Raw genomic sequence first — 26574 nt, 5'->3', positions numbered from 1 at the left:
GTTTTTATCGGTGACGATTATACACAAGGCATTTGCTGATGGTTTGATGGTTTGATGGATTTTTCGTTCTGTTTATGAGTCTCGATGGGTGGTTTTTGGGTAAGTCCACATCCTGTCGTGATCGGTTACTCAGCTGTGACACTTTAATGATGCCTATTCTAAAAATTGTGTATTTTCGAAACTTTTTAAGAAGAAAGTGCCCTTTCACCCGATAAGATTCTGCAAAAAGCGTCAATATCCTTACTTTGTTCTGAATTTTTGATCAGACAAAAGACAAAATGGCGTGAAATTTTGTGCGCCAAAATGGTGTTTTTAGTACCAAACTCAATTTTTTTGCCCCAAATTGAGTTTTTTATCACTTTTCTGTGGATAAAATAATCAAGTGGTGTTACCATGTGTAACATCAAGTAACAGAACAGACGTTATTTGATAATACCTACTATCAATGGTCTCTTCTTTTCCAAGTGAATTGACCGGGTTCTACCATCCTCATGCACAAAAAGGGGGCATTATTATGAAAAAACTTGGACTTTTTATCTTCGCTCTCGCACTTGGCGCTAATTCTGTCATGGCATCTGAGGCTGGTTCCCACTACTCCAGTGCGAGTTACCGCACTGTAGAAACTGGTGCCAGTGTTCGCTGGGCCACCCAAGCCCCTGTGAAAGACGCAGTGGCGGAAAGTGAAGCTCAGACTTTGTCGACCGTGAATGAGCTCCTTAGCGAGAAAATCAATGCAAAGCTGGAAGCGCGCATCGCGAAGCTAGCTGCATCATTTGAGCAATAAGGAAGTATATGGGGTATGTAAGTGATCACATACCTCGTGGCCTTTTTTAGGGCTATCAGTCAGTCAAAAAGCAGTACCCAAAAGTTACCCAGAAAGGTCCCGTGAGGAACACCTTTTTGGGTAGATTTCCCACCTTTTTCTTCTTTATTTCTCGCTGTTTAGAACTTCTCTGTTTAGAGCGCTTGTATTTCAAGCTTTCCTTTAGTCTTTCCCGTTTTTTATTTCTCGGTTGTTGGCATATCTCACGTCATTAAGTTGCTTATTGCCTGCGTTATGCCGGCGACGGTGTTTTCTGATTTTCGCTTTTCAGTTTTGAGCCTTTCTAGGTTTTATACCCTACGAGCTACCGCATTTGGCTGTGGATTCGAAGTGCCTGTGGCTTGGTGAAGACGACTTGAGTTGAGTGTGTTGGCTTTTTGGGTTGAGAGGTTTGTAGTGTTATGGGTGGTATGACTGGAGAGTGAGTTTAAGAGGGCTAGGTGAGGCTAGAGAGGGGAGGAGGGCAGGGTTGGGTCTGCGCATGTTTTCTTGAAATGACGAAAACATACGCTAACTTAAAATTAATATTGCTTAAATATCTCTTTTATATCGTTAAGAGAACAAAACATGATCAGATATTACTCCATTATTGAGCAAAGTTTAAGCATGATCTTAATTGGGAAATCATTTGTTCAATGAGTTGAAAATAGGATTCAGACTCCGCTCCGAGTGGATCAATGGAAATAGCGTTGAGTGAAAACTCATTGGCTAGTTGTTGAGCGAGAGGCGTGTTGTAATAGTTTTCGACCAATAAGCATTGGCCGTTCTTGAGTGATTGTTTTAACTCATAGATTTTTTTTGCGCTGGGACGTATTTCGGGGGATTCGGTCAATTCAATATACCCGCCTAGTTGAAAACCCAACTGCAGGTGCTGGTAAGCATCGTGGTAGACCACAAACGATGTATCGCGGTTTGATTGAAGACTGAGATTTAGGTTTTGAGTCATTTCAGTCGCCCTGTGGATAAAGCCTTCAAGGCGTTGAGGCATCTGTGATTTAACCGATTCAGGCAATTGTGGATGGTTTAAAAGTGATTGGGTAAGTTGTTTGGCAATGACAATCCCATTCGTTGGGTTCAGCCAAATGTGCATATCTCGTCCGTGATGGTGGTGATCAAAGGCGTGGTCGTCTTCAAGATGATCGCCATCGGGCCATTCGATATTCTTTGCTTCTCCGACTTCGATAGTTTGTTTGTGAGCAATTACTTTCTCTAAAAAGGCTTCTAGTTCTGGCCCTACCCAAGCGATTACATTAGCATGATCCACCTTTTTACGATCAGATACGGCTAATTGAAAACTGTGTGGTGATGTTGTGGCGGGGAGTAAGCGCTCGACAGTAATAAGGTCACCAATCAAATCATTCGCGATGAGATACAGTGGCTGTATGCTGGTGAGTAAGACGAACCCTTCTTTTTCTTCCATGTTTTCATCATTTGCAGGTGATAGCTTATCTTCCTGATAATCACTGGGTTGCGTCGTAGGCGTACTGAAAACCGAATTGAAAATGATAAAAGCTGTAGCGAGCAGCGACAATACTAATAAAGTAACGATAGCCTTCAACGTAAATACCTCAAGGTGTTGATTTGCGGGCGTGTAACCCAATCTGAAACGTAATAATATAACAGCAACCAAAGACACAGATGAGCGTGGTTGTATTTCGGCCACCTTGCGCAATAGGAATAGACCGAAAATGCCCAAGTCGTCCACCGTGAATAAAACCCCCATTGCTTGCACTGATCATAATCATGAGCACTGTATTGAAGAGGCCCTTATAAAGGCGGAACAATTATGTGCCAAACGAGGTGCTCGTTTAACTGCGTTGCGCCGGAATGTACTTCGATTAATCTGGAAAAATCATGCGCCACTTGGTGCGTATGATTTAATGGATATGTTGGCAGAAGAAGATACCCGGCGTGTGGCGCCTCCAACAGTGTATCGGAGTTTAGAGTTTTTACTCGATCAAGGGCTTATTCACCGTATTAACAGCCTTAACGCGTATGTGGGTTGTCACTCACCTTCTGATGATCATGAAGAATATTTCTTAATTTGCCGCGAATGTGGTGTAGCGGTGGAAGTACCGGCAAAAGAAATCAGTCGAGCGATTGATAAAAATGCGGAAGCAATGGGCTTTACCATTGAAACACAAACATTAGAAGTCGTTGGCCTGTGCCCTAACTGCAAGTAAGTACTTACAACTAGGTACTTGCAACCAGGTACTTACAACCAAGTATTTACAACTAGGTGCTTACCATTAAGCTCCTCAATCATTCAAATTTGCTTTCCTTTTTTCTTCGTTAATACGAGGTGCGTTTTGAGCGTCTTACTTTCTGCCACGTCCGTGGGGTTTCAGCGAGGTGGTAAAACTATTCTGCAGGATGCAGATATTCAGGTGTCATCGCAGGAAATTGTTACACTCATCGGCCCCAATGGGGCAGGTAAAACCACGTTAGTCAGGTTATTGTTGGGGCTAATGAAGCCAGATTCGGGAGCGATTCAGCGATCTAAGGATTTGGTTGTAGGTTACATGCCTCAAAAGCTCAATATTGATAACACCATGCCATTAAGTGTTCAGCGATTCTTAGCGCTAACGGGGCAAAAATCCGGAGAGATTAATAACGCTTTGGCGCGAGTTGGAGTAGGAACACTTAAAAAGCAATCGATGGTGGATTTATCCGGTGGTGAAACTCAGCGGGTATTGTTAGCCCGTGCGCTTTTGCGTAAGCCGAATTTATTGGTTTTGGATGAACCAGTACAAGGGGTGGATGTGGCTGGACAAGCTCAGTTGTATGATTTGATTGCTGAATTACGAGATGAATTATCCGCTGGTGTATTAATGATTTCTCATGACTTGCATTTGGTTATGGCAAAAACGGATACCGTGGTGTGTTTAAATAAGCATGTCTGTTGCCATGGTCATCCAGAGGCCGTTACCGCTCACCCAGCGTATTTGGAATTATTTGGGCAGAACCAGTCCGCCAGTGTTGCTGTTTACACACACCACCATGATCACACACACGACCATCATGGTGACGTACATACCGACACCCACTCACACTGTACAGATGCCACTCATTCCCACTAACACGATTGATTATTTATGCCTGATTTTTTATTAATGGCCATTTTGGCTGGTTTTTGTGTCACGCTGGTTACGGGCCCTCTGGGTTGTTTTACGGTATGGCGTCGTATGGCCTATTTTGGTGATACTTTGGCTCACTCGGCGTTATTGGGCGTAAGTTTTGGGTGGTTATTGTCGATTAATTTAAACCTTGCTGTTGCCTGTGGTTGTTTGGTTTTAGCAATGGTATTAATTTTTTTACAACAACAACGTGTGCTCGCCACCGATACTTTATTAGGTATTCTTTCTCATAGTACCCTGGCGTTAGGGTTGGTGATTGCCAGCCAATTAGAGAATGCCCGAATTGATATTACTTCGTACTTATTTGGAGATTTACTCAGTGTATCGATAGCCGACGTGATAACGATGGCGGTCGTGTCTGGTATTGTGTTGAGTCTATTACTGGCGTTGTGGCGGCAGTTGATCACGCTTACCGTTCATGAAGATCTTGCGCAAGTGGAAGGGGTCAATGTCAAAGCGGTACGTACGGTATTGATGTTGTCCATGGCATTAATGATTGCCATTGCCATGAAAGTGGTGGGGGTGATTTTAATTACCGCGTTATTAATTATTCCCGCTGCTGCTGCAAGACGGGTTTCGTCCACACCAGAAATTATGGCGGTGATGGCATCACTCTTTGGAATGATGGCCATTGTTATGGGGTTGGGAGCGTCCTTTTATTGGGATACTCCCGCAGGGCCTTCGATTGTGTTGGGCACGAGTATAATTTTTATTTTGACGTTATTTAAAAAAGTAGTGCTTAGTAAAAGTAGTGCTTAGTAAAAATAATTATTCACAAATGATGCCTCTTTTCACCCAAATAATCGATTAAACCAAGTGCCTTGTCTTGCTTTGGTTCTTGTAGTGGCGGCATGTAAGTTGGCTTTGACGATATCGGAGTAGTCTTTATCGTCTCGTTTAATGTGGTTAACCAGCCAAGATTTTAAAACGATGAGTAAGTCATTGGTGATATCTTCACCAGCGTCTAGCCGTGTTGTAAAGGTTTCAACTCGTCGGGTAAACAATTGATGTACCTTTTTATGGGCTTTGGCAAAGGTGTATCCGGCTTCTTCCATTAAGCTTTCTTCAAACGCAAAATGCGAGATCGTATAGTCGATAAGCTCATTTAAGATGATCCGCATTTTTTCTTGGTCGTGATTGGCTTGTTCAACACTGTTAATGTATTCGACAATTCGTTGATGCTGCGAGTCGATCACCGGTATGCCAAGCTCTAATTCGGATGACCATTGTAGTTGCATATTTTTTCCTCTCACGGTGACAAGATGATACCTAGATAACAACGGGTCTAATGTATGAGACTTGGAAGGAGATAACCCGAAATAAATCAATTCATCCTTGATTTTATGCCACTGCAAAAGAACTTTTTTAAGGTAAGTTGAAAAGAACTAATAGCAACCCCTTTAATATGTGTTTAACGCTGCCAAAACATCGGTGTGAACAGTACTAATAACGTAAACACTTCCAGTCGCCCTAATAGCATGGAAAAACACAAAATCCATTTAGCGGTTGGATTGATATCACCATAATGAAGCGTGACGTCACCTAAGCCTGGGCCAAGATTATTAATAGTGGCACCGATGGCAGAAAAAGCGGTGATGAAATCGAGCCCTGTCGCCAATAGCAACATAAACATCACCATAAACGAAATGACGTATACCGCAAAAAAACCCCAAACCGCTTCAACGACACGGTCGGCGACAGAGCGTTTACCAATTTTAATGGGCATAATGGCATTGGGGTGAATTAAGCGGTGAATTTCTCTCATGCCTTGTTTGCAAATTAACATCACCCGGATGACTTTCATCCCGCCACCGGTGGAGCCGGCGCATCCACCCATAAAGGCCAGCATAAATAAGAGAAAAGGCAGAAAGGCGGGCCAGATGCTGAAGTCGGCAACGCCAAAGCCGGTGGTAGTCAGAATAGAGACCAACTCAAAACTGCCGTGCCAAAAGGCAGTGCTAAAGCCATAGGTTTGTGTGTAGCTCAGGTATGAGACGGTGATGATTGTGCCTAAGGCAATCACTCTGACGTAAAACGATAATTCTGGGTCGCTCCAATAATGAGAGAGCGTACGCTCACGCCAGGCAAAAAAATGCAGGGCAAAGTTAATGCCAGAGACAATCATAAAGAAAATACACACGGCCATAATGGCGTTGCTTTCAAAGAAACCAATACTGGCATCGTGTGTAGAAAAACCACCAATGGCAATGGTGCTGTAGGCGTGGCAAATAGCATCGAACACACTCATTCCTGCGGCCCAATAACACGCTGCGCAAAGCAGGGTCAGTTTGAGGTACACCAAAAATAGGGCTTTTGCAGTTTCGGTAATGCGTGGGGTGAGTTTGGAATCTTTCACAGGGCCAGGTGTTTCAGCGCGGTAAAGTTGCATACCACCAATACCCAGCATGGGTAAGATGGCTACAGCAATCACAATAATCCCGATGCCGCCGAGCCATTGTAATTGTTGTCGATAATACAGAATCGATTCCGGTAAATAATCCAGCCCGGTAATAACGGTGGCGCCGGTGGTGGTGAGCCCCGAGAGGGATTCAAACATCGCATCGGTAATGGATAGATGCGGTGCAGAAGAAAACACAAAAGGCAGGGCGCCGAATAACCCTAATACAAACCAAAATAATGCCGTAATTAAAAAGCCATCTCGGGTATTTAAGTCGTGCCTCGTGTTGTATACCGGAAGCCAAATAATAAACCCGGTGACAAAGGTGATTAAAAACGCGATTAAAAATGCAAAATAATTATGGTCATTAAACCAGAGAGAAACCGCAACCGGTGGCATGAGTGTTAGGCTGAACACCATTAATAACACACCTAATACTCGAGAAATCACTTTGAAGTGCATAGCGAAGTGGCCTATTAAAAAAAGCTGAATCCCACCTGGAAGAGTTTTTCGACGTCTCGGGTGTATTTTTTATCGACTAAAAACACAATCACATGGTCGCCGGTTTCCACCACGATATCGTCGTGGGCGATGATCACTTGATTGCCTTTTTCGGTTTCTCGCACAATGGCGCCAATGGTCGCCCCATCGGGGAGGTCGATGGTGTCGAGGGTTTTACCCACCACTTTGGAAGAGTTGCTGTCGCCATGGGCAATGACCTCAATGGCTTCCGCCGCGCCCCGTCGAAGGGAGTGCACATTCACCATATCGCCTCTGCGAACGTGGGTTAACAAACTGCCGATGGTGGTTTGTTGAGGCGAAATGGCAATGTCAATCTCGCCACCTTGGACTAAATCCACGTAGGCGGGGTTGTTAATTAATGTCATGACTTTGCGAGCGCCCAAACGTTTGGCGAGCATGGAAGACATGATGTTGGCTTCGTCATCATTGGTGACCGCCAGAAACACATCGGTATCTTCGATGTTTTCTTCCAATAATAAATCTTGGTCTGAGGCACTGCCGTGCAAAACGATGGTATGACCCAATTGTTCGGCCAATTGTTGACAGCGCTCTCGATGAAATTCGATGATTTTTACGGCATAGGTCCGTTCCAGTTTACGGGCAAGGCGGGCGCCGATATTGCCACCACCGGCAATTAGGATGCGTCGGTAAGGGCGTTCCAGTTTGCGCAGTTCACTCATTACGGCTCGAATGTCATGTTTAGCGGCGATAAAAAAGACTTCGTCGTCGGCTTCAATCACGGTGGAGCCTTCAGGGCGAATGGCTCGGTCGCGACGGAAAATGGCCGCCACGCGCGTGTCTACGGAAGGCATGTGTTGGCGGAGAAAGCGTAATTCCTGCCCCACAAGTGGGCCACCATAATAGGCCTTTACGGCAACCAATTGTGCCTCACCCCCCGCAAAGTCCAACACCTGCAAAGCGCCCGGCTGAGCAATGAGCTGCGACACGTAATTGGAGACCAACTGCTCGGGGCTGATTAAGACATCAATGGGAATGCGGTCGTTTTGAAACAACTCGGGTTTGGCCAAATACGCATGATGTCGAATGCGCGCAATTTTGGTGGGGGTGTTAAATAGGCTATGCGCCACTTGGCAGGCAATCATATTGATCTCATCGTTATTGGTGACGGCGATGAGAATTTCGGCATCTTCAATACCGGCCTGAATCAAAATGCGCGGGTGAGACCCTTCCCCGGTTACTACACCAATGTCGGTGCGATCGCGTAGTTCACGCAGGCGTGTTTCATCGGTATCAATAACGGTGATGTCATTGGCTTCGCTGGCCAAGTTTTCAGCAAGGGTGCCCCCCACTTGGCCAGCGCCTAGGATAATAATTTTCATAATTTGGCCAAACAGTCCTTACCGTTGCTATTTTGGCACAGTTATTTGTAAAAGGGTTGCGTTTACCCTGCTTGTTTCATGAGAACACAATAGTAGAAACCATCGTGCCCACTGACGTGGGGCAATAATTGTCGTCCGTGTGGCTGAGCAATCCCCCAGGGGCCGGCTAACGCGACGTCGGTGGCATCGGTATGCATTGCCAAAAAGCGAGCGATGTTGTCGCTGTTTTCGGTCGGCATGATGGAGCAGGTGGCATACACGAGTATTCCTCCCGGTTTTAATAAGGGCCACAACCCATTGAGAATAGACAGCTGCAAATCTGCCAGCGTCTTGATGTCGTTGACAATGCGCAACTGTTTGATGTCTGGGTGGCGTCGAATTACGCCGGTGGCCGAACACGGTGCATCGATTAAGATTCGATCAAAGACGTGTGTTTGTTGGAGATTGAGATTTTGGTGTTCCAAGTCCGTCCATGTGTCGGGTTGGCTGGCATCACCGATGGCGAGCTGAATTCTGTTTGTTTCCGTTTTTTCTTTCGCTCCAGCGCTTTCGTGTTGTCCATACCGAAGACGCTCCAAGTTTTCCGTCACTTGTTGCAGGCGTTTCTCGGAAATATCCAGCGCGACTAATTGATGGATGTCGGGTTGGATTTCCAAAATATGGCCGGTTTTTCCACCCGGTGCGCAACAGGCATCCAGTATTCGATCACCCGCTTGTGGCTGTAAAAGATGAGCGGCCAATTGGGCCGCTTCGTCTTGAATGCTGCAATGGCCTTCTCGAAATCCGGGTAGGTTATCCACCGAGGTTGCACTGTTGAGCGTGATCCCTTCTGTACTGAAGGTGCAAGGTTCGTGTTCGATTCCTGCTTGGTTTAATGCACTGCGGTATTGCTCGCGAGTGTTGACTTCGGTATTCACGCGCAAAGTAAAAGGCGGGTGAGCGTTATTGGCTTCAATGATTTGATCGCGGTAGTTCGGCCAATGTTGATTGATGGCTTTCAACAACCACTTGGGGTGGGCCGTGCGACCGAGTTCCGAGGTGTCGGCGGTTGCCAGTAGGGCTTCACTTTCACGCTGAAAGCGACGTAAAACCGCATTAATCAATTTGCTGGCCCAAGGTTTTTTTAAGGCTTTGGTGGCATCCACTGTGGCGCTGAGGGCGGCATGGTCAGGGATGCGGGTGTAAATCAGTTGATACAAGCCTAAAAAAATCAGTGCTTCAATATCGGCCTCTTTTGCTTTTAGGGGGGTCTCGATCAATTGCAGATACACCTGCTTTAATCGCGGATACCAGCGTAGCGTACCGAAACACAATTCTTGCAGAAGTGCTCGGTCTCGTTCGGCGACCTTATCCAACGCCTGCGGTAGGGTTTGTGCCAAAGTTTCTTGGTGAGTATTGAGTCGGGCGATTACCTGCGCGGCTTGTACACGCACGTCGGAATAGGTTGCCATGGTTGCCTTACTTAAACGCTAAAGGGATTTATTTTAATTGAGTACCGGGGGTGAACAGGTGGCTGTAGCCGTTGAGTACGTCTTTAACCTCCATGGCTTTCTTACCCGGTAGTTGGAGTTTGGTCAGTGTGATGGTTTGACTGGCCGCTCCTTCAGATGTACCACACGCAACGGTAATGCCGTTGTTATTGGCTTCCAGTACTTCGCCGGGCAACGCAGAGGCGTTATTTTCTAATTGACCGACGGTGGCCGCATGAATACGCATGGATTTTTCGTTACCTTTTTCATCGGTCAGTACGCAATGACAAATCGGGAAGGGGAAAAAGCCGCGAATTTTCTGATCGATCACCTCAGCCGGTTGCGACCAATCAACGGCGGCTTCGGCTTTCGAAATCTTTGAGGCGTAGTTGGCGAGATCATCGTTTTGCTTTTCGGGCGACAGAGTCCCTGAGGCAATAGTACCTGAGGCAATCGCATCCAATACGGTCAATAATGCCGGTGTGCCGATATCGGCCAATTTATCATGAAGGCTGCCGCCGGTATCGGTGGGCTCGATGGTGCAGGTGGCTTTCAGCAGCATATCGCCGGTGTCTAAGCCTTTGTCCATCTGCATGATGGTCACACCAGATTCCGTATCGCCCGCCTCAATAGCTCGTTGAATTGGTGCCGCACCGCGCCAGCGGGGCAAAATGGAGGCGTGTACGTTGATACACCCGTGTTTAGGGGTATCCAACACCACTTGCGGCAGGATTAAACCGTAGGCTACAACCACCATGACGTCTGCGTTGAGCGAAGCCAATTCGGCTTGGGCCGCTTCGTTGCGCAATGAAACGGGCTGATACACCGGTAAATTGTGTTCCAGTGCGACCGTTTTAACGGGGCTGGCAGTGAGTTTTTTACCCCGCCCGGCAGGGCGATCTGGTTGGGTGTACACCCCCACAACCTCATGATCACTTTCAATAACGGCGTTAAGGTGGTGGGCGGCAAAATCGGGCGTTCCGGCGAAGACAATGCGTAAAGCGGATGTGGTCATTCGTATCCTGTCTGTGTTTTTTAGTAGGTGGTGAGCGTTGGAAAGGTGAAACAAAAACAGGCTTGCGATGAATCACAAACCTGTTTGAAACGTTCTCATTGCAATCTCACGAGTGGCCAATAAGGAATGGCGCACTTATGTGTGTAAAAACCAGTGTTCGTAAAAACCAGTGTTCGAGAAAATCGGTGTTTGAGAAAAACCCATGTTCGAGAAAACTCATGTCTGGATAAAATCTCATACGGGGAAAACTACGCACGAATACGCTGTTGTTTCTCCAGCTTTTTACGGATGCGCTGACGCTTAACGGGAGAAACGTAATCCACAAAAAGCTTGCCTGCCAAATGGTCCATTTCATGTTGAATGCACACAGCCAGTAAACCTTCTGGGCGCATTTCAAATTCTTCTCCATGGCGATCTAACGCTTTTACAATGATGTGCTTAGGTCGCTCAACGGATTCGTAGAAACCGGGAATGGACAAACAACCTTCATCGTACGAAAACAGCTCTTCATCTAACACGGTAATCTCCGGGTTGATGAATACTAACGGTTCGCTTTGATCTTCACTTACGTCAATAACGACGATTTGTTTGTGCACATTGACTTGAGAAGCCGCAAGGCCGATACCGGGGCAGCTGTACATGGTTTCAAACATGTCATCGATGAGCTGGCGCACGGAATCGTCCACCTCCTCAACGGGGGTTGCCACTGTGCGAAGGCGTGGATCGGGGAATTCAAGAATCTCTAGTTGTGCCATAACGTGCTCTATTCGATATCTAGTTTGTGACTTACTTCAAGTTGTGACAAAGCTCTAGCAATTACGCAATAACCGCTGATAACATTCTGATTGGACACATTTTTTTGCCTTTCTACACTATCCATAACTATTATCGTTCTATCTATAATGGTTATTAAGAAAGCAATTTCAGTGGTTGGCGTGGCAATGGGTGCCGTTGAAAACAGTCGCAATCTTGGCGGCGGTGTCTCACAAAGCGTCGTTACGATGGCTTGTCTCGTGCGCTATTATAACCCTTAACTGTTGGCCGAGCCGAGTAAAACAGGACAGGTTTCTATGAAAAAGATTATTTTAGGGGTCTTGCTGGCTGCAAGCGCGGTTGCCGCATGGGCCGAAGACGTGATGTTGCGAGATGATCATCCAGATCAATACACGGTAGTTAAAGGCGATACCCTGTGGGATATTTCCGATACCTTCCTTAAAAATCCTTGGATGTGGCCAGAGATTTGGCACGCTAATCCACAAATCGAAAACCCTCACCTTATCTTCCCTGGCGATATTATTTCTTTGATTTACCTTGATGGTAAGCCTCGCCTAACGGTGGACCGTCGCACGGTACGCTTGCAGCCCGGTACGGTAAAAATGGCCCCAGCGGTACGAGTGGTGCCTTTGGATGAAGCCATTCCCGCGATTCCGTTGGACGCGATTGATGAGTTCTTAAATAAAAACCGTGTGGTGTCTCGTGAAGAAATGGAGCTTGCGCCCTATGTGGTCGCCGGTCATGAGCAGCGCATTGTCTTAGGTGCGGGTGATCGCCTTTATGCCCGAGGCACCTTTGATGAAAACATTCCGGTGTATGGTATTTATCGTTTAGGCCAAGCCTATACAGACCCTTTCACCAAAGAAGTCTTGGGGTATGAAGCGGCCGAGATTGGCGCGGTGAAGGTGAAAGAAATCGATCGTGATATCGCCACCATGAACGCCATTCGTACCACAGAAGAAATTCGCCTTACGGATCGTTTACTGCCAGACGAAGAGCGTTCTATCGATTCCACTTTCTACCCATCGCCACCTTCTGATGAATATATTGAAGGGGTAATTATGTCGGTCAGTGGTGGTTTAACCCAAGTGGGTAAACTGGATGTGGTGGCTCTGAACCTGGGAGATCGTGATGGCCTGAAAGTGGGCAACGTCTTATCCATTTATAAAGAAGGTTTGGTGATTAAAGACCGAGTGGCTGGGGATAAGGTAAAATTGCCAGAAGAGCAAGCGGGATTACTGATGGTTTTCCGTACCTTCGAGAAAATGAGTTATGGCTTAGTGTTGGAGTCTGAGCGGCCATTAAAAGTGGGTGACAAGCTCTACAGCCCGTCTCGCCGTGTGGTGCGTAAAGTGGCTGAAGATTAACGCCTTTGAGTAAAGCGACCATAATGATCCAGAGTTTGTAAGAAAAACCGCCTTAATGGCGGTTTTTTTGTATGTGAAAGTGGTACTGTTTTTATATACACATCTATTCGATTGAGATATTTTTATCATCTAATCTTTCTTTTGGGCGAATTTTTAATTTAAAAAGAGCTATCACTTTGGATGACCACAACGCTTCTGATTTAACGCCTTCTCAACAATCGGCATTGGTGCTGGCTTTGTTACCGGTTAAGCAGCCTCGTAAACTGCATAAAGCCATCTTTGAGGCTGGCAGTGCAGAGCGACTTATTGCTCAACCATCGGGATATTCAGCTGGCTCAATTTCACCCGAATTGATCGGGCCAGAGCCGTTTCAGTTATTCACAGAATATCGACGCGACCCTTCTGGCAGTCCTTCTGGAAGTGTATTAGGGGGTTGGGTGCAGCAAGCCAAACACCAGCTCAGGCATTGTCAGGCTCAATTGGTGGAGTGGGGCTCACAGGGGTATCCGCAAATGCTGCGAGAAATTCCCGCACCGCCACCGTTACTTTATGTTCGTGGGAATGTGAATGCGCTGCATTTGCCGGGTATTGCGGTGGTGGGTAGCCGTAATGCCACGGCGCAAGGTTTAGGCAATGCCCACAGCTTTTCCAAAGAAATGGCCGCCAGTGGGTTTTCCATCATTAGTGGTTTGGCGTTAGGCATCGACAGTGCTGCCCATGCTGGGGCGTTGGAAGCGGGTGGTATTACCGTAGGGGTGATGGCCACCGGGGTTGATCGTATTTATCCCAGCCGTAATCAAGGGCTAGCTGAGAATATTATCGCCAATAATGGTTGTGTGATCAGCGAATTTAATTTGGGTACTCAGCCTTTGCGTTCCTACTTTCCACAGCGCAATCGTGTCATCAGTGGGTTGAGTTTGGGCGTGCTAGTGGTGGAAGCCAAAGTCAAAAGCGGTTCTCTCATTACGGCCAATACCGCACTGCAACAAAATCGAGAAGTGTTCGCTATTCCCGGTTCGATTCACAATCCATTGGCAAAAGGTTGCCATCAACTTATTCGGGAAGGGGCCCATCTCGTCGAAAATGCGATGGATATCGTGAATGAATTACAAGGGGGGTTATCCACGAAGCAGCTAGAGTTGGATATGGCTGCGCATGATGCAGATAACATCTCTCAGTCGCTGCCCGTGCCGCCATTATCGACTCCCCCCTCATCTATTCCACCCTTAGTCCAGGCCATTGGCCACGACACCACCAGTGTGGATGCTTTAGCTCAGCAAACAGGACAGCCGGTAGATCAACTATTGGTTGAGCTACTGACTTTAGAAATGGAAGGGTGGATTACCCATGTTGATGGTGTCATTGAGCGAATTCGTTAGGTTATGATTCGTTACTTTATGATTCATCATGAGTTTATAGTACCGTCAGTTGTTGATTATTGAACGACACATAAGCGTTAGAAATGCGAGGTTAAAAGTGAATTGGTTTAGTCACCCCAGAATTGTTCGTGCTTCCCACCATATGATGGCCGGTGGTGTGATTGCCTACCCGACGGAAGCCGTTTGGGGGCTAGGGTGTGACCCTTATGACGCGCACGCGGTGGGTGATATTCTTCGTCTCAAATCTCGGCCTGTGGAAAAAGGCGTGATATTGGTGGCCGGTTCGATGGATCAAATGTCGCCGTTTTTAGAAGGCTTATCTCCCTCGCAGCTAGACACCTTAGAAGCCACTTGGCCCGGCCCCCATACTTGGGTGATCCCTCGTAATCGTTGGGTGCCGTATTGGATTTCTGGTCAGCATGATTCAGTGGCGGTTCGGGTCAGTGCCCACCCAGTGGTACGCGCATTGTGCGATCAATTCGGTGGCCCTATCGTCTCCACGTCGGCCAACCCTGCGGGAATGCGAGAAGCTCGCACTCCTTGGATGGTAAAGCGTTACTTTGGTCGTGATGTTTACGTCACCCCCGGCGTGGTGGGAGCAAGCGCAAAACCCTCCACGATCAGTGATTTGGTATCAGGGCGCGTGCTTCGTTCTTAGCCTTCATTAGATCTAACGCAAATCAGCGGACATTAACCGCATTTTCTTCATGGCTGGCTGGTAAACTCTCATCATTATTTTGTTGCCTCCCTTTGAACGTTGAATGCTTAAATCACGTTTTTACAAGGGTGGTCGACTCGTTCTGCTAAATGAAAAACGTAAGGATTTTCCATGAGTGCACCCAATAAAGCTGCCGTTAAAGACTATTTATTAGCCTTACAAAATGCCATTTGTGATTCGCTCCAGCGTGTGGATGGTGCCGCTGTGTTTGAAGAAGATGCCTGGGAGCGAGAAGAAGGCGGCGGCGGTCGTAGCCGAGTGATGACCAATGGCGCCGTTATTGAAAAAGGCGGCGTGAACTTTTCCCATGTTTTTGGGGAATCCATGCCCGCCTCTGCCACGGCTCATCGTCCTGAACTGGCGGGCCGACGCTTTGAAGCCATGGGCGTCTCCTTGGTGATTCACCCCAATAATCCCCATGCGCCTACTAGCCACGCCAATGTTCGCTTTTTTATTGCCGAAAAAGACGGCGCCGACCCCGTGTGGTGGTTTGGGGGTGGATACGATTTAACCCCATATTACGGATACGAAGAAGATTGCATTGCATGGCATCAAACCGCCAAAGAGGCTTGCGATCCCTTCGGTGAAAACGTGTATGCCGATTACAAAAAATGGTGCGATGAATATTTCTACTTAAAGCATCGAAATGAACCCCGTGGTGTGGGCGGTTTGTTTTTTGATGATTTAAACCAGTGGGGTTTTGAAAAAAGTTTCGATTTTCTAAAAGCCGTTGGCAGCAGTTATACCGATGCGATTTGTCCGATTCTAGAAAAACGCAAAAACACTCCCTTCACAGAAGCGCAAAAACAATTTCAACTATACCGACGTGGCCGTTATGTAGAATTTAATTTGGTCTTTGATCGCGGAACCTTATTTGGTTTACAAAGCGGTGGTCGTACCGAGTCGATTTTAATGTCATTACCGCCATTGGTACGGTGGGAATACAACTATCAACCTAAGCCCGAATCAGAGGAAGCGCGTTTAACCGAGTATTTCCTACAAGGTCGTGACTGGTTGAAATTAAACACATAAAAAATCCAACTCTAAAAAATACAGTAAATAAAAATATTTAAGAGTCCTTTAAGAAAAGTTTAAGAGAGAGATTTATGACCGATCGTTACGCTGTATTCGGCAACCCCATCGCCCATTCCAAATCACCGGTCATTCACACTCTCTTTGCTGAACAAACCGGACAACAAATTCAATACGATAAAATTTGCGTACCCGAAGACGAATTTATCCAACACGTAAACGCTTTTTTTGAAGACGGTGGTAAAGGGTTAAATATTACCGTGCCCTTTAAACTAGAGGCCCACGACCTGGCCGATGAACTCACCGAACGCGCTCGTCGTGCGGGTGCGGTTAATACCTTACTGTTAACCGAGGCCGGTAAGTTATTGGGCGACAACACCGATGGTGCTGGCTTAGTGAATGACATAACGGAGCGTTGTGGCTGGTCGTTACGTGGGGCGCGGGTATTAATTCTAGGGGCGGGTGGCGCCGTGCGTGGCGTGTTACAGCCCCTTTTAGCTCACCAACCAGAAAGTCTTCTTATTGCCAATCGCACGGTATCTAAAGCGGAAACCTTGGCAGACAGCTTTTCACAATTGGGTAATATTGCGGGTTGTGGCTTCGATGAACTTTCTCAACAATCCCCCTTCGATATCATCATCAACGGCACCTCAGCCAGCCTCTCCGGCGACCTTCCCCCACTCCCCGACACCTTACTCCACCCCAACAGTGCTTGTTACGACATGATGTACGGAAAAGAATTAACCGTCTTCCTCAAATGGGCACAACAAAAAGGCTGCAATCAATTGGCCGACGGCCTAGGTATGCTCGTCGGCCAAGCCGCTGAATCGTTTCGATTGTGGCGAGGTGTAATGCCAGAGGTGGTGCCTGTGATAAAAGCGCTTGCTTAAGCTTTTTACCGGGTGTAGGAGGCACTATGATTGAATACAAATATAAAGAAGAATTAGAAATTTTGCTTCACTATGCGAGAAAAATGAAACGTGAACCTGTCATTGAAATTTTGAATAATGGTAGCGTTAGAAACGGTGATGAAGCGGCGATTTTATCCAAGTTCTATTGGGATATGATCGATGTTGCCGTTGAAGATCAGGGAAAAGATATGCCAATTTTAATGTCAGAAGGTGTTGAAGATTGGATTGAGTATATTTTTCATAGTTTAAATGGCTATCTTGTGAGTAATGGTTATGAATCACAATGGGATAGCGAAGAGTAAATAGAATTTTTCCATGTCAAAAGGCTACCTTTTCACTATCGATGAACGCTATCGTATAGAAGTCAAATCTGTCGAAAAAATTAATCACCTAATCTTGTCTGACAATCAATTTTTTCTTGATGCTCATGAAAAAGAAGTCAATCCAAACGGATATTTAAGAGAAGGTGAGCATCGGGTTGTTGCCAAAATGCGAAGGAAAAAAGTGCTCGCTGACTTGGCAATGCTTGGGTACTTTCCCGGTTGCAAAGCACCTGAACATGCTTTTTATCTCGTTTATGGCCAGCCGAATGTTCAGAATTTTCCAGAATCACACTATTACGACATTGAACATACCTTTGAAGATATGGGGTGGGAGTTTCCAGGCTGCCCTCACCATGAGCCTGCAATGCTGGATTTTAATGCAGAAAATCATAACGCCAAAGTATTAGCAAAACACTATGCCAATAAAGTAGATAATGATTTGCTCATTCATTTTATGTCTGCAAAATGTTGTGTCGTGTCTGAAGCGCAAGCACGTGAGGTAATGCAAGGGTTTGGGTTAATGAAAAAATTGGCGATCGACGATTATCACAATGGGTTAGAAGTAGAAGGTGTTGTTGATTTAAAATTTTGGATGCAAAAGCTATCTCATATCGTGAATGGATATATGAGAAAAAACGGCTATGATTTTGTTTGGGATGAAGAGCTAAATAGTCGTTAGCAAGTAAAAACCTCACAACCGCTCCCGAACCTTCGGCATTATCCTACGGCTTACCGGTACACACTCTCCCGTAGATAATGCCAATTCTCCCGCACCGGATGAATGCCTTTTTAGGCTTTGAATAAACTGAGTATTCACGATGTAAGAGCGGTGCACTCGCAAAAATGTCGATGGTAAGGTATTTTCTAATTCCGTGAGTGTACTGCTGTATAGGATAGGTCGGTTGTCATCCAGGTATAACTCTACGTAATCACCAGCACCTTTACAGTATTTCAATTCATTGAGGTCGACTACTCGTATTTCTGAGCCCTGTTTCACTTTTAGGTTTTCGTGTTGAGCTTCTTTTTGAGCTTGATCAATGGCGAATTGTAACTTATCAGCACGTTGTAATGTTTGGTAATGGGCGGTTTGTTCTTGTACAAATTCTTTCGCTTGCAGAACAAATAAGAACATTAATAATCCGGCGACGATGTAAAAAAAGTAGACATCCAGAAACTGCGATGGTGCAAAAAGTAAGGTGAGAAGAAACACACTTAACGCAGCGGTATAGGGTAGGGCTTCTGCCTTTTGTTTTTTTAAGGCCATGAGGCAAAGGGCAATGGCACTAAAAATGGGAATGAATAGCGCGAGGCCAGACTTGTTATCAAATCCCGGTGTGAAAAAAATGGTCAGCACGGTGAGTAGAATACTGCTGCCAAAGATTTTCTTTTTATGGTTCTCTAAAAACCGGCTTATCACAAAACCCAATAAAACGAATGAAAATCCGCCCGATAGAAGAAGAATAAGTAATAGCCTGACTTCATGAAAAGGATAAGGGTAGGCAAAAATGCCTCTGGTAACTTCGATGAGCAATTGGCTGGCCGCTAGGATACACAAGGTGGGTAAATACCAGCTTTGCTGCCATTCTCGTTTAAACACCGCCAGTGCAATGTAATACAACACGCCCGCCACTAAAATGCCAAAAGGCAATAATGATAGCCAGTAGTGGCGGAGAAGCCGGTCTGTGGGAAGGCGATATGGGGTGATACGCAGGTAGTGAATGGGACGATTGAGTTTGATGGAATGTTTAAAGCCTGAGAGATGCATCACCAGCTGGTTTATACCAGGCCTTAATACATCATTTGGAAGTGGATGTACGACGTCCATTTTGCCAGGGGTTTCTTCACTTGCTGCAGCGCCGGGTGTGCCTTTGTTGCCAATGTGAACTCCGTTGATAAACGTCGTGCTGGAAAACATACCCGAGACATCCAAACCCAGAGCGTGATGACGCTGTAAGAATGCCTTCGAAACTTCAAACTCGGCTTTAATCCATACCGTTTGCTGGAAGGGGTTAACCTCTCGGAGCGGCTTTTGGTGGCAAGATGACAAATCGATAGGGTGGGGTGGTTGATTCGAATGTTGAGAGGGTGAATCAGAAGGCGATGTACACATCCACACCGTTTGACGGTCAATGGCAATAATGTCGTTACTATTTGTTTCATGGCTTTCTGCACTCTTTGCCCAACCGTCGTACCATGTAATGCACGATAAAATAAAAACCCCCACGATAATCATCCGCATTGTTCAGCAATACCCTCTTAAAAAAAGCCATTCAAACGATCACGGTATTGTGCCGGTTGGGAGTCGGTCATGCCAAGAAATCGGTATCGACCATTCACCGAAAAAACGTAACCGTTGACCGGAAACTGTTGATATTCGTGGAGTGGGGCTCTGCCTCTTACCGAAAATTTTACCCTTGTGACCGAAAGCTAACAGTTAGAAAACACCCGTTATGGAATAGTGAACATGCCGATGAGCAAAGTTTATGTTGATTAAAGTATTTTTTGAGAGGAAGTGAGGAATGATGTTTACGAAGAAAAACAATAGGGTGTTGGCAAGGCTTCGTGTTTTGGTAAGTGGTGTGTTGTGTATGAGTACCGTGTTGGCTTTTGGTGGCGAATCGCACCGTTATGAGAATGAGAGTGGTATGACATTTACCCCACAAAATGGGGAGAGTGTAGAAGCGCTAAAGGGGGTGATTCAGGTACCCGAAAACCGGCAGCGGCGAGGTAGCCCAATGATCCCACTGCATTACGTTCGCTTTCCCGCTACCACCAAGAATCCTGGCTCACCAATTGTTTATTTGGCCGGTGGACCAGGCGGATCAGGAATCAACACCGCAAAGGGGCGTCGGTTTCCTTTATTTATGCAGCTCCGAAAATATGGTGATGTGATCGCGTTGGATCAGCGTGGGACGGGGTTGTCTGATGTAACACCCGCTTGCCGTTCAAAACAACCGCTTCCCTCAGACCAAATAATGGACGATAAAGATTATATTGAGCGACACCAGAAAGCCTTAAAGGAATGTGTGCGATTTTGGGGTGAACAGAAAGTGGATCTTAAGGGGTATAACACGTTGGAAAGCGTGGCAGATTTAGAGGCACTGAGAAAGCATTTAAACGCAGAAAAAATCACCTTATGGGGTATCTCTTACGGCAGTCACTTGGCCTTAGCTGCAATAAAAAAAATGGACGATCGAATCGATAAGGTCATTATTGCTAGTGTTGAGGGTTTACAACAAACGATAAAACTGCCCCAAAGAACAGATGCCTACTTCAAGCGGCTGCAAACGGCGATTCACAATGAGCCATTGGCCAAACAGCAGTACCCAGATATTTTTCAATTAATACAACGGGTTCATCAACGTTTGGAAATGTCACCCCTGACATTAACGCTTTCCCCGAAAGACAAGCCACCTTTTGAATTCATTCTTCAGCGTCGAACGATGCAGCAATTTGCTTCAAGAATGATCAGCGACCCAATTTGGACAAAAAGGCTATTACAGCTCTATCTTGCGGTTGACCAAGGCGACGTTCCATTATTACAACAACAGATGGCACGATATTTAGCTCCATCTAGGCCGATTCAATTGAGAGCCATGCCCACTGCGATGGATATTGCTTCTGGAATGAGCCAACAACGACGAACCAAAATTGAAGAACAAGCCAAAACCGCTTTATTGGGCAGCTACCTAAACTTCTCGTTTCACTATACCGATGTGTTACCTGAATTGGATTTAGGAGATGAATTCAGGCAGCCACCGCAATCCTCGATACCAGTGTTATTATTAAGTGGAACATTGGATGGCCGTACCTACATAGAAAGTCAGCGCGAAGCAGTAACGGGCCTAAAAAATATAACCGCTGTGACTGTGGTGAATGCAGGGCATAATCTTTTTATGTCTTCACCAGAGGTAGGGAATATAATGGAGAAATTTTTAAAAGGGCAGTCAATCATCAAAAAATCGATTATTGTTCAGTTGCCTGATTTTGGAAATAAAACTTGAGTGCAAGTTATCAATGACGTTTGTTAAATACTATTAATAGGTTGTGGTGTTTTTTGAATCCCATTGCAAATCAAAATAACCAGAAGAACCTCCCTTTACATTAAGTTCTTAACTTTTTTTTATGTTGAGTTGTAAATGAATTTTTTTGTGATGTAATGATGGTTAGAAGTTTTTGTTTATTCGGTAATAATTTTATTACCATTTTTGGTAATTTTTTAATTATTATGTTCAAAAATTTCTTATCTACAGATGTATTAAAGGATTTAAAAGTAATTAAACCATACTGAAAAAGTATGATAAAAAATTGGAGATGTAAAATGAGTACGTCTATTCCGTTTGACCCATCACTCACACTCGGCAATATTGTTCCAGAAGATCATTTAACGGTATTGGATAAAATATCAACGCTTCAGACACCTATTGATAATGCGCTTGATCTCTTGAATTCATCCATTATGTTAAAACGAAAACTAAAGATGACCATGCAGGAGTTGGTTAACTTACAAGTGGATACCACAGAAGTTTCCAAATCGATGGATGATGTAAGCAAAAGTATAGGCACGGCTGCGTCTGAATACGCTAAGGTGTGTGTTAAAAACATGCCTGAGATAGCCAAAGAGAAGGCCAATATTCCTCAAGTTTCCCATAATATTGAGAGTCCTATCGATTACAATCGCAGTCAAATTAAACAATTACCTTTGTCATCAGATTCACTCACAATGGATGCGCAGTATTTTTCATTCGATGAAACTGGGCAGTCTTCAGATTCTGCAATGTCATCTTTAAAGTCTTTTGTGTCAGCGTCGACCTCATTTTTGGGGAATAAACGGAGTGCTGAGGCGACAGCATCAACAATGTCCCAAGTGAATCATCAAAGGGAGCAGCACGGTATACAAGGTACTTTAGTGATTACAGCAAATTGTACTCATAAAATGGCGGATATCTTTGCCCCTTTTTTTATCGATGTAGATAAAGGTATACGCGCTTGGAATGAATTATTTCCTGATGATATGATAAAAACCAATGATCCTGCTTCGATTGCAAAAATAGCTGAAGAACAACAAACGCAGAAGGAAAAGTTTTTTAATTTACTGTCTGGAGCTACCTTTGGCTCAAGTTTTGTTGGCATGGTTCATGTATTGAAGGAATCGAAAACACAGTCCTCTCAAGCTATGTATTCAGCCGCCGCAAGTCTCCAAGCACAAATGGAAGTAGGAAGTTGGTTTTCGAGTTTTGAGGGTGGATTTGGCGTATCAAGTTCTTTTTCTAACAGTGCAAAACGACTTTTAAGTAGTCAGCAAATATCTTCTCATGTCAGTTTAGTGACAATGGGTATCATTCCAACGATTGAGGCAAATGATGTCCAGCTTGCCGTTAAGCAGTTTTCTCAATTTGATCCTGCCGAAATGATGGGAAAATTGGCCGACTTGCAAAACGCAACTGCGTCTGAACAAGCAAGTGTTACTTCTGCAGCGCAAAATGCCAGAACAGGTGGGCAAATGATGTCTATCGAAGCGGCAAAGATTAAGAGTGTCATGTCCTCCGTGAGTGAACATCAGGATGGTTCAAATAAAATGCTGGATATCAATTCATTAATGACAGCTTTTACAGATTTTGTAAACAAGGCTATAGCAGGAAATGTTGGGGTTCCGATTAATTTTTATTTAAAACCTATTACCGCCTCTCAGCTTGCTCAAATGTGGGTCGCAAAATATTTCCCAGGCAAATACGTTACTTCAGCAGGAGATGATTCAACACCAGAAGAGCCTAAAGAAAACACCGGTGGAGGTGATTCTGGTAACTAATAACAGATAACGATAGTTTTAAGTATGTCGGATTCAACACTGAAGAGTATCACTTAAAGAGGCAATAAATTGCATCTTCCTTGACTTTACGATGAAATATACAGCAATAGTACAAGAGTCTATAGATCCTAATGGCCCTTTTCCTCATTTAATTTCTCCAGTATTGAGGCGGCTTGGTTGGGATGTTTTTATCATCCCAACTTTTGAAGCTGTACATTGTTTTGGGGAAAGTGCTTTTAATCAATGGATTGTAAAAATTGTGGAAGAGATTCAGCCACAAATATTTTTTTGTATGCCACCACTGGATTTTCTGGAGAAAAAAACGAAACTTTGCATTCGTGGCGGAGGTACACGACTTGTTGGATACGTTATTGAAAATCAAGAAAAAATAAGAAATGAATTGGCAGAAGAGAGTTACGATTTTTTGATGGTTGTTGAAGGTGCTGGTAAAAAAAGTGAGTGCACGTATATCGTACCTTGGTTGACAACAAAAAGATCTGTGAAAATGGTTGATGAGTTAGCCCCTCAACATGAGGTGCTATTACTCGGTAGGTGTTCAGATAGCCAAGAAGCTTTTGCGCAAGAAATTGCAAAAAAAGGATTCAATATAGCCTGTTATGGAGAGGGTTGGGCTAACGGTCCGGTAACAAGACCTAGTAAATTAGGTTTAATGAAAAAAGCAAGCATCGTGATTTCTCCTTTCGAATCTTCTCCAAAATCGAATGCGCAGGTGTCAGAAGCGGCATTGATGGGGTGTAAGCAAATAATAGAATCACATCCAGGTTTTGGGGTAACTTTATTGAAAGCATGTATCAATAATAAGATTTTTGCCTATAATAACGTTGAAAACTGTATCGAATTGCTAAAGCATAAAAATGTCATTACACCATGGCTTGATTATCCACAGTGGGATATATATTGGCCAAAAATACTTAAAAAAATAGCAATTCGAAAAGACTTGAAAAAAGAAAATACAGACACCCTTTCTTTACTTTATTCTGTCATAACACATAATTTAGAAAAGTCTGGCCGATTGTTGGCTGCAAAAAATACCTTAAGAGAGTGGAAAAGATTTGAATTTGATGATTTGGGTTTACGCTTTATTTCCATGAGGTTGGCCTACAGAGAAAAAAATTGGAGTGCCTGTGAGGCTCATTCAAAATGGTTAATAGAGAAGCTTGGTGACGATTGTCGTGTGGGTAGTATAGGTTTAATGGGAATGGGGTATGGCCTCGGACTTTTTGGAAATATCAACCCCCTCGCCGAATGCTATGGCCTTTTATTAGCGGTATATCTTAATAAAGAATTATTCGACCAGGCAATTGAAATGGTAGAGACTATTCCTAAGAGTTTAAGATGTTCAGCTTGGCAATGTGTTCCTGCAAATTATAAAAACGAAATGTATCGAGAAGTTCAGAAAATTTGTCTTGATGAAATAGTGTAATAATGATTCATTAAATTTATCAAGGGATATTGAATTCTGAAATTTTTTTTGATGCCCATAAGCCGTTGTTTACCAAATAATCGGCTTATTATCCCAGTCAAGGTAGGACAACTCTCCATCCACTGGCGTCTCGTCAATAATCTTCAGAAGCTGTGTTGCCACAAACTCCGGTGAAAATAGCTTCTCCTTTGAAACAGATTTTTGAAATGGTTTAGATAATGGTGTGTCAGTGGTGCCAGGGTGAAAGGCGATAAGTTTTACATTGGGAATTCGTCGGCGAAATTCTATCGCCATGGTTTTTAACACCATATTCAATGCGGCTTTAGACGCTCTGTAGCTGTACCAACCGCCCAATTCATTATCACCTATGCTGCCAATACGAGCACTAAACACCACAACATGGCAGGGTGTATTGCCATGTTGTTTTTTCTGACGATCAAATACGGGAAAGAGATGTTTTAGCCATAACGTAGGCGTCACGGTATTCACCGTAAAAACCCGTTGCAGTGCGAATTCTGAAAGCTGCCCGATATTTTTTTCTGGCTGCAAATTACCATCGTGCAAAATACCGTTACAGATAAACACCATACGTAAACACGTTGACTCTGTGTTGATCTGATTTATCACTTCAGTAATGGAGGCTTCTGAATAATCTTGAACCTGTAATCTTCGATGAATAACGGGCGAGTGCAATAGCGGTTCATTGTCCGTTCGAGAAATACTAATGATTTCTGTAATATGCCTGCCCGTCGAATCTTCCGTTAAAGGTTGATTTCCTTGTAACAGTTGATTGATCAACGCTTTAGCAATGGCGCTGTTTGCACCGATAATTAAGGCAGAAAATGTCATGATCGTTCTACGTCTAGCCTTTCTTGGTTTTAAGTCACACGTTACGATAGGTTGGCGAAGTCAGATCACAAGTCGTAAGTTAAACAGGAGTAAGGCTGATTGGGTATTATTGAATGTGCACATGAATCAACCCCAACCAACGGGCAGAAAGCACAATATTATCCCCAGATTGTAAGTAATGTTTATTTTCAAACTGTTTGGCAAGGTAGTTTTCTAATACATACTGTCGAATTGAGTCATCATTGGTAAGAAAATGAAAGCTAACGAAGTACCATATTGCCATTTTGACTTTATACCAAAGGTTGGGAGGTCGCATTAATACCCCGTCTGGGGTGCCAGTTAGAAAACTTATTTCATTATCTAACCCTCGAGAAGGAAGCCAAGTCTTAATTTCACTGTAGGTGGGTTGATTGCTTTCGGTTAAGCTCAGTAGATGCGACAGAATTTTAGGTAAGCGCCATATTAAGTCTTTAGTTGATGCTATTTGCATTTGTTGCCCATTGTAGGTAAGCGATAGTGATACGTGGTTTAAAAACATTTCTTGATTTTTTGGAATGACTAAATAGGGGCCAGTTGGAAAATAACCGGGAAGGCTTTTTGCTTTACTGAACCCTTTTCCACTCTGTAAGTTGCTCGGATCAACATTGCGCATTAACGCAGCTCTATCGGTAAAATCTCCGCATAGAAAAAAGGCAAATTGAGCATGTTTTACTGATTTAAGGTTTACTGGATGAATTGGTTTGGCACAAAGCTCAACTTCATAATCTAAGAGTCGATTTTCATCAAAGGCAATGGGGTGCTCTCTGGTGGGTGTAACCGCCTTTAAAAACATAAAAGGTTGATATTCGTAAACGCCAAACCAATTACACCTTGATATTCCAAGGCAACAAAGCCTCCACCTGTTCAACATCATTGACATTGGGCAGTTCTTTAAAAATGTTCTGCAAATATTCGTAAGGGTTGAGCCCATTGGCCTTGGCTGTTTCGATTAAACTGTACAAATTGGCACTGGCTTTCGCTCCCGCCTGACTTTTGCTGAACATCCAATTTTTACGCCCAATCGTGAATGGACGGATTGCGCGCTCTGCTGCATTATTATCGATCGGGTAGCGCCCATCCTCCAGATAGCCGATTAATCGATCCCACTGGTTATTTAGGTACACCAGTGCTACACCCAACTTGGTTTTCGGCGCCACGGTTTGCAGGCTTTTATCCAGCCATTCTTTTAATTTGTCCACAATCGGCTTGGCTTCCTTTTGCCGAA

The 26574-nt window shown here is 44.6% G+C and carries 26 protein-coding genes; 14 read left to right on the top strand and 12 right to left on the bottom strand.

Going from position 1 to position 26574, the window contains the following annotated elements; translation table 11 throughout:
• Positions 1-185 precede the first annotated feature (185 nt).
• Positions 186-395 (bottom strand): hypothetical protein, encoded by a 210-nt coding sequence (locus LU351_RS18065; RefSeq protein WP_232595500.1) that lies wholly within the window; start codon positions 393-395, stop codon positions 186-188.
• Positions 396-514: 119 nt separating this feature from the next.
• Here LU351_RS18065 and LU351_RS18060 point away from each other — a divergent pair, with 119 nt between their 5' ends.
• On the top strand, positions 515-784 hold the full coding sequence (locus tag LU351_RS18060; RefSeq protein WP_232595499.1) for a hypothetical protein: 270 nt from the start codon (positions 515-517) through the stop codon (positions 782-784).
• Between the two features lie 625 nt (positions 785-1409).
• Here the strand turns inward: LU351_RS18060 and LU351_RS18055 are convergent.
• Entirely contained in the window at positions 1410-2519 is a 1110-nt protein-coding gene (locus LU351_RS18055) for a metal ABC transporter solute-binding protein, Zn/Mn family (protein ID WP_232595498.1), read from the bottom strand.
• Here LU351_RS18055 and LU351_RS18050 point away from each other — a divergent pair.
• From LU351_RS18050 to znuB, 3 genes are all read left to right on the top strand, one after another.
• Positions 2512-3006, top strand: a complete 495-nt coding sequence (locus LU351_RS18050) for a transcriptional repressor (protein ID WP_232595497.1) — start codon at positions 2512-2514, stop codon at positions 3004-3006. The genes LU351_RS18055 and LU351_RS18050 overlap by 8 nt on opposite strands.
• A 126-nt stretch (positions 3007-3132) precedes the next feature.
• Complete coding sequence (gene znuC / locus LU351_RS18045) at positions 3133-3903, top strand: zinc ABC transporter ATP-binding protein ZnuC (RefSeq protein WP_232595496.1); 771 nt, start codon at positions 3133-3135, stop codon at positions 3901-3903.
• Between the two features lie 15 nt (positions 3904-3918).
• Entirely contained in the window at positions 3919-4719 is an 801-nt protein-coding gene (gene znuB, locus LU351_RS18040; protein WP_232595495.1) for a zinc ABC transporter permease subunit ZnuB, read from the top strand.
• Positions 4720-4751: 32 nt separating this feature from the next.
• On the opposite strand, the gene LU351_RS18035 is transcribed toward znuB, so the two are convergent.
• From LU351_RS18035 to def, 6 genes are all read right to left on the bottom strand, one after another.
• Entirely contained in the window at positions 4752-5198 is a 447-nt protein-coding gene (locus LU351_RS18035; RefSeq protein ID WP_232595494.1) for a bacteriohemerythrin, read from the bottom strand.
• A 173-nt stretch (positions 5199-5371) separates the two neighbouring features.
• Positions 5372-6820, bottom strand: a complete 1449-nt coding sequence (locus LU351_RS18030; RefSeq protein WP_232595493.1) for a TrkH family potassium uptake protein — start codon at positions 6818-6820, stop codon at positions 5372-5374.
• A 14-nt stretch (positions 6821-6834) separates the two neighbouring features.
• The gene (trkA, locus tag LU351_RS18025) at positions 6835-8220 is read right to left on the bottom strand and encodes a Trk system potassium transporter TrkA (RefSeq protein WP_232595492.1); all 1386 of its coding nucleotides are present in this window, start codon (positions 8218-8220) and stop codon (positions 6835-6837) included.
• A gap of 62 nt (positions 8221-8282) precedes the next feature.
• Positions 8283-9671: a 16S rRNA (cytosine(967)-C(5))-methyltransferase RsmB gene (rsmB, locus tag LU351_RS18020; RefSeq protein WP_232595491.1), complete on the bottom strand. Its 1389-nt coding sequence runs from the start codon at positions 9669-9671 to the stop codon at positions 8283-8285.
• Between the two features lie 28 nt (positions 9672-9699).
• The gene (gene fmt, locus LU351_RS18015) at positions 9700-10704 is read right to left on the bottom strand and encodes a methionyl-tRNA formyltransferase (protein WP_232595490.1); all 1005 of its coding nucleotides are present in this window, start codon (positions 10702-10704) and stop codon (positions 9700-9702) included.
• Positions 10705-10952: 248 nt separating this feature from the next.
• A complete protein-coding gene (def, locus tag LU351_RS18010; protein WP_232595489.1) occupies positions 10953-11459 on the bottom strand; it encodes a peptide deformylase in 507 nt (168 codons plus the stop codon).
• Positions 11460-11774: 315 nt separating this feature from the next.
• Here def and LU351_RS18005 point away from each other — a divergent pair, with 315 nt between their 5' ends.
• From LU351_RS18005 to LU351_RS17975, 7 genes are all read left to right on the top strand, one after another.
• Positions 11775-12845: a LysM peptidoglycan-binding domain-containing protein gene (locus tag LU351_RS18005; RefSeq protein WP_232595488.1), complete on the top strand. Its 1071-nt coding sequence runs from the start codon at positions 11775-11777 to the stop codon at positions 12843-12845.
• A gap of 176 nt (positions 12846-13021) precedes the next feature.
• Positions 13022-14224, top strand: a complete 1203-nt coding sequence (dprA, locus tag LU351_RS18000) for a DNA-processing protein DprA (RefSeq protein WP_232595487.1) — start codon at positions 13022-13024, stop codon at positions 14222-14224.
• 97 nt (positions 14225-14321) lie between these two features.
• Positions 14322-14882: an L-threonylcarbamoyladenylate synthase type 1 TsaC gene (gene tsaC, locus LU351_RS17995; RefSeq protein WP_232595486.1), complete on the top strand. Its 561-nt coding sequence runs from the start codon at positions 14322-14324 to the stop codon at positions 14880-14882.
• A gap of 171 nt (positions 14883-15053) precedes the next feature.
• A complete protein-coding gene (gene hemF / locus LU351_RS17990) occupies positions 15054-15974 on the top strand; it encodes an oxygen-dependent coproporphyrinogen oxidase (RefSeq protein ID WP_232595485.1) in 921 nt (306 codons plus the stop codon).
• Positions 15975-16048: 74 nt separating this feature from the next.
• Positions 16049-16864 carry a shikimate dehydrogenase gene (gene aroE, locus LU351_RS17985; RefSeq protein ID WP_232595484.1) on the top strand — a complete coding sequence of 272 codons (816 nt, stop codon included), beginning with the start codon at positions 16049-16051 and terminating at the stop codon, positions 16862-16864.
• Between the two features lie 26 nt (positions 16865-16890).
• Positions 16891-17187, top strand: a complete 297-nt coding sequence (locus tag LU351_RS17980; RefSeq protein WP_232595483.1) for a hypothetical protein — start codon at positions 16891-16893, stop codon at positions 17185-17187.
• A 13-nt stretch (positions 17188-17200) separates the two neighbouring features.
• A complete protein-coding gene (locus LU351_RS17975) occupies positions 17201-17887 on the top strand; it encodes a hypothetical protein (protein ID WP_232595482.1) in 687 nt (228 codons plus the stop codon).
• 12 nt (positions 17888-17899) lie between these two features.
• On the opposite strand, the gene LU351_RS17970 is transcribed toward LU351_RS17975, so the two are convergent.
• Positions 17900-19447 (bottom strand): LytTR family transcriptional regulator DNA-binding domain-containing protein, encoded by a 1548-nt coding sequence (locus LU351_RS17970; protein ID WP_232595481.1) that lies wholly within the window; start codon positions 19445-19447, stop codon positions 17900-17902.
• A gap of 280 nt (positions 19448-19727) precedes the next feature.
• On the opposite strand from LU351_RS17970, the gene LU351_RS17965 reads away from it, so the two are divergent.
• The 3 genes from LU351_RS17965 to LU351_RS17955 all read left to right on the top strand — a co-directional run bounded on the left by LU351_RS17965 (position 19728) and on the right by LU351_RS17955 (position 24461).
• Positions 19728-21212 (top strand): alpha/beta fold hydrolase, encoded by a 1485-nt coding sequence (locus tag LU351_RS17965; RefSeq protein WP_232595480.1) that lies wholly within the window; start codon positions 19728-19730, stop codon positions 21210-21212.
• Positions 21213-21529: 317 nt separating this feature from the next.
• The gene (locus LU351_RS17960; protein WP_232595479.1) at positions 21530-23017 is read left to right on the top strand and encodes a hypothetical protein; all 1488 of its coding nucleotides are present in this window, start codon (positions 21530-21532) and stop codon (positions 23015-23017) included.
• A 91-nt stretch (positions 23018-23108) separates the two neighbouring features.
• Entirely contained in the window at positions 23109-24461 is a 1353-nt protein-coding gene (locus LU351_RS17955; RefSeq protein WP_232595478.1) for a hypothetical protein, read from the top strand.
• A gap of 69 nt (positions 24462-24530) precedes the next feature.
• On the opposite strand, the gene LU351_RS17950 is transcribed toward LU351_RS17955, so the two are convergent.
• The 3 genes from LU351_RS17950 to LU351_RS17940 all read right to left on the bottom strand — a co-directional run.
• Positions 24531-25310, bottom strand: coding sequence for an SDR family NAD(P)-dependent oxidoreductase (locus LU351_RS17950; protein ID WP_232595477.1), 780 nt, complete (start codon positions 25308-25310; stop codon positions 24531-24533).
• A 106-nt stretch (positions 25311-25416) separates the two neighbouring features.
• Positions 25417-26142, bottom strand: coding sequence for a fumarylacetoacetate hydrolase family protein (locus LU351_RS17945; RefSeq protein WP_232595476.1), 726 nt, complete (start codon positions 26140-26142; stop codon positions 25417-25419).
• A gap of 31 nt (positions 26143-26173) precedes the next feature.
• A partial coding sequence (locus LU351_RS17940) for an IS66 family transposase (RefSeq protein ID WP_232595475.1) occupies positions 26174-26574 on the bottom strand: 401 nt, incomplete at its 5' end.

Source organism: Marinibactrum halimedae (assembly GCF_021234875.1).
Lineage (GTDB): Bacteria > Pseudomonadota > Gammaproteobacteria > Pseudomonadales > Cellvibrionaceae > Marinibactrum > Marinibactrum halimedae.
This window is presented reverse-complemented; position numbering and strand designations above follow the sequence as displayed.

What these genes read in the sequence shown, in the direction of transcription:
- rsmB (WP_232595491.1), bottom strand. Translation starts at nt 9,671, where the DNA reads ATGGCAACCTATTCCGACGTGCGTGTACAAGCCGCGCAGGTAATCGCC.
- def (WP_232595489.1), bottom strand. Translation starts at nt 11,459, where the DNA reads ATGGCACAACTAGAGATTCTTGAATTCCCCGATCCACGCCTTCGCACA.
- LU351_RS17970 (WP_232595481.1), bottom strand. Translation starts at nt 19,447, where the DNA reads ATGCGGATGATTATCGTGGGGGTTTTTATTTTATCGTGCATTACATGG.
- LU351_RS17955 (WP_232595478.1), top strand. Translation starts at nt 23,109, where the DNA reads ATGAAATATACAGCAATAGTACAAGAGTCTATAGATCCTAATGGCCCT.
- LU351_RS18050 (WP_232595497.1), top strand. Translation starts at nt 2,512, where the DNA reads ATGCCCAAGTCGTCCACCGTGAATAAAACCCCCATTGCTTGCACTGAT.
- aroE (WP_232595484.1), top strand. Translation starts at nt 16,049, where the DNA reads ATGACCGATCGTTACGCTGTATTCGGCAACCCCATCGCCCATTCCAAA.
- LU351_RS18035 (WP_232595494.1), bottom strand. Translation starts at nt 5,198, where the DNA reads ATGCAACTACAATGGTCATCCGAATTAGAGCTTGGCATACCGGTGATC.
- LU351_RS18065 (WP_232595500.1), bottom strand. Translation starts at nt 395, where the DNA reads ATGGTAACACCACTTGATTATTTTATCCACAGAAAAGTGATAAAAAAC.
- fmt (WP_232595490.1), bottom strand. Translation starts at nt 10,704, where the DNA reads ATGACCACATCCGCTTTACGCATTGTCTTCGCCGGAACGCCCGATTTT.
- LU351_RS17975 (WP_232595482.1), top strand. Translation starts at nt 17,201, where the DNA reads ATGTCAAAAGGCTACCTTTTCACTATCGATGAACGCTATCGTATAGAA.
- LU351_RS17960 (WP_232595479.1), top strand. Translation starts at nt 21,530, where the DNA reads ATGAGTACGTCTATTCCGTTTGACCCATCACTCACACTCGGCAATATT.
- hemF (WP_232595485.1), top strand. Translation starts at nt 15,054, where the DNA reads ATGAGTGCACCCAATAAAGCTGCCGTTAAAGACTATTTATTAGCCTTA.
- znuB (WP_232595495.1), top strand. Translation starts at nt 3,919, where the DNA reads ATGCCTGATTTTTTATTAATGGCCATTTTGGCTGGTTTTTGTGTCACG.
- LU351_RS18030 (WP_232595493.1), bottom strand. Translation starts at nt 6,820, where the DNA reads ATGCACTTCAAAGTGATTTCTCGAGTATTAGGTGTGTTATTAATGGTG.
- LU351_RS17945 (WP_232595476.1), bottom strand. Translation starts at nt 26,142, where the DNA reads ATGTTTTTAAAGGCGGTTACACCCACCAGAGAGCACCCCATTGCCTTT.
- LU351_RS18005 (WP_232595488.1), top strand. Translation starts at nt 11,775, where the DNA reads ATGAAAAAGATTATTTTAGGGGTCTTGCTGGCTGCAAGCGCGGTTGCC.
- LU351_RS17980 (WP_232595483.1), top strand. Translation starts at nt 16,891, where the DNA reads ATGATTGAATACAAATATAAAGAAGAATTAGAAATTTTGCTTCACTAT.
- trkA (WP_232595492.1), bottom strand. Translation starts at nt 8,220, where the DNA reads ATGAAAATTATTATCCTAGGCGCTGGCCAAGTGGGGGGCACCCTTGCT.
- LU351_RS18060 (WP_232595499.1), top strand. Translation starts at nt 515, where the DNA reads ATGAAAAAACTTGGACTTTTTATCTTCGCTCTCGCACTTGGCGCTAAT.
- LU351_RS17950 (WP_232595477.1), bottom strand. Translation starts at nt 25,310, where the DNA reads ATGACATTTTCTGCCTTAATTATCGGTGCAAACAGCGCCATTGCTAAA.
- LU351_RS17965 (WP_232595480.1), top strand. Translation starts at nt 19,728, where the DNA reads ATGATGTTTACGAAGAAAAACAATAGGGTGTTGGCAAGGCTTCGTGTT.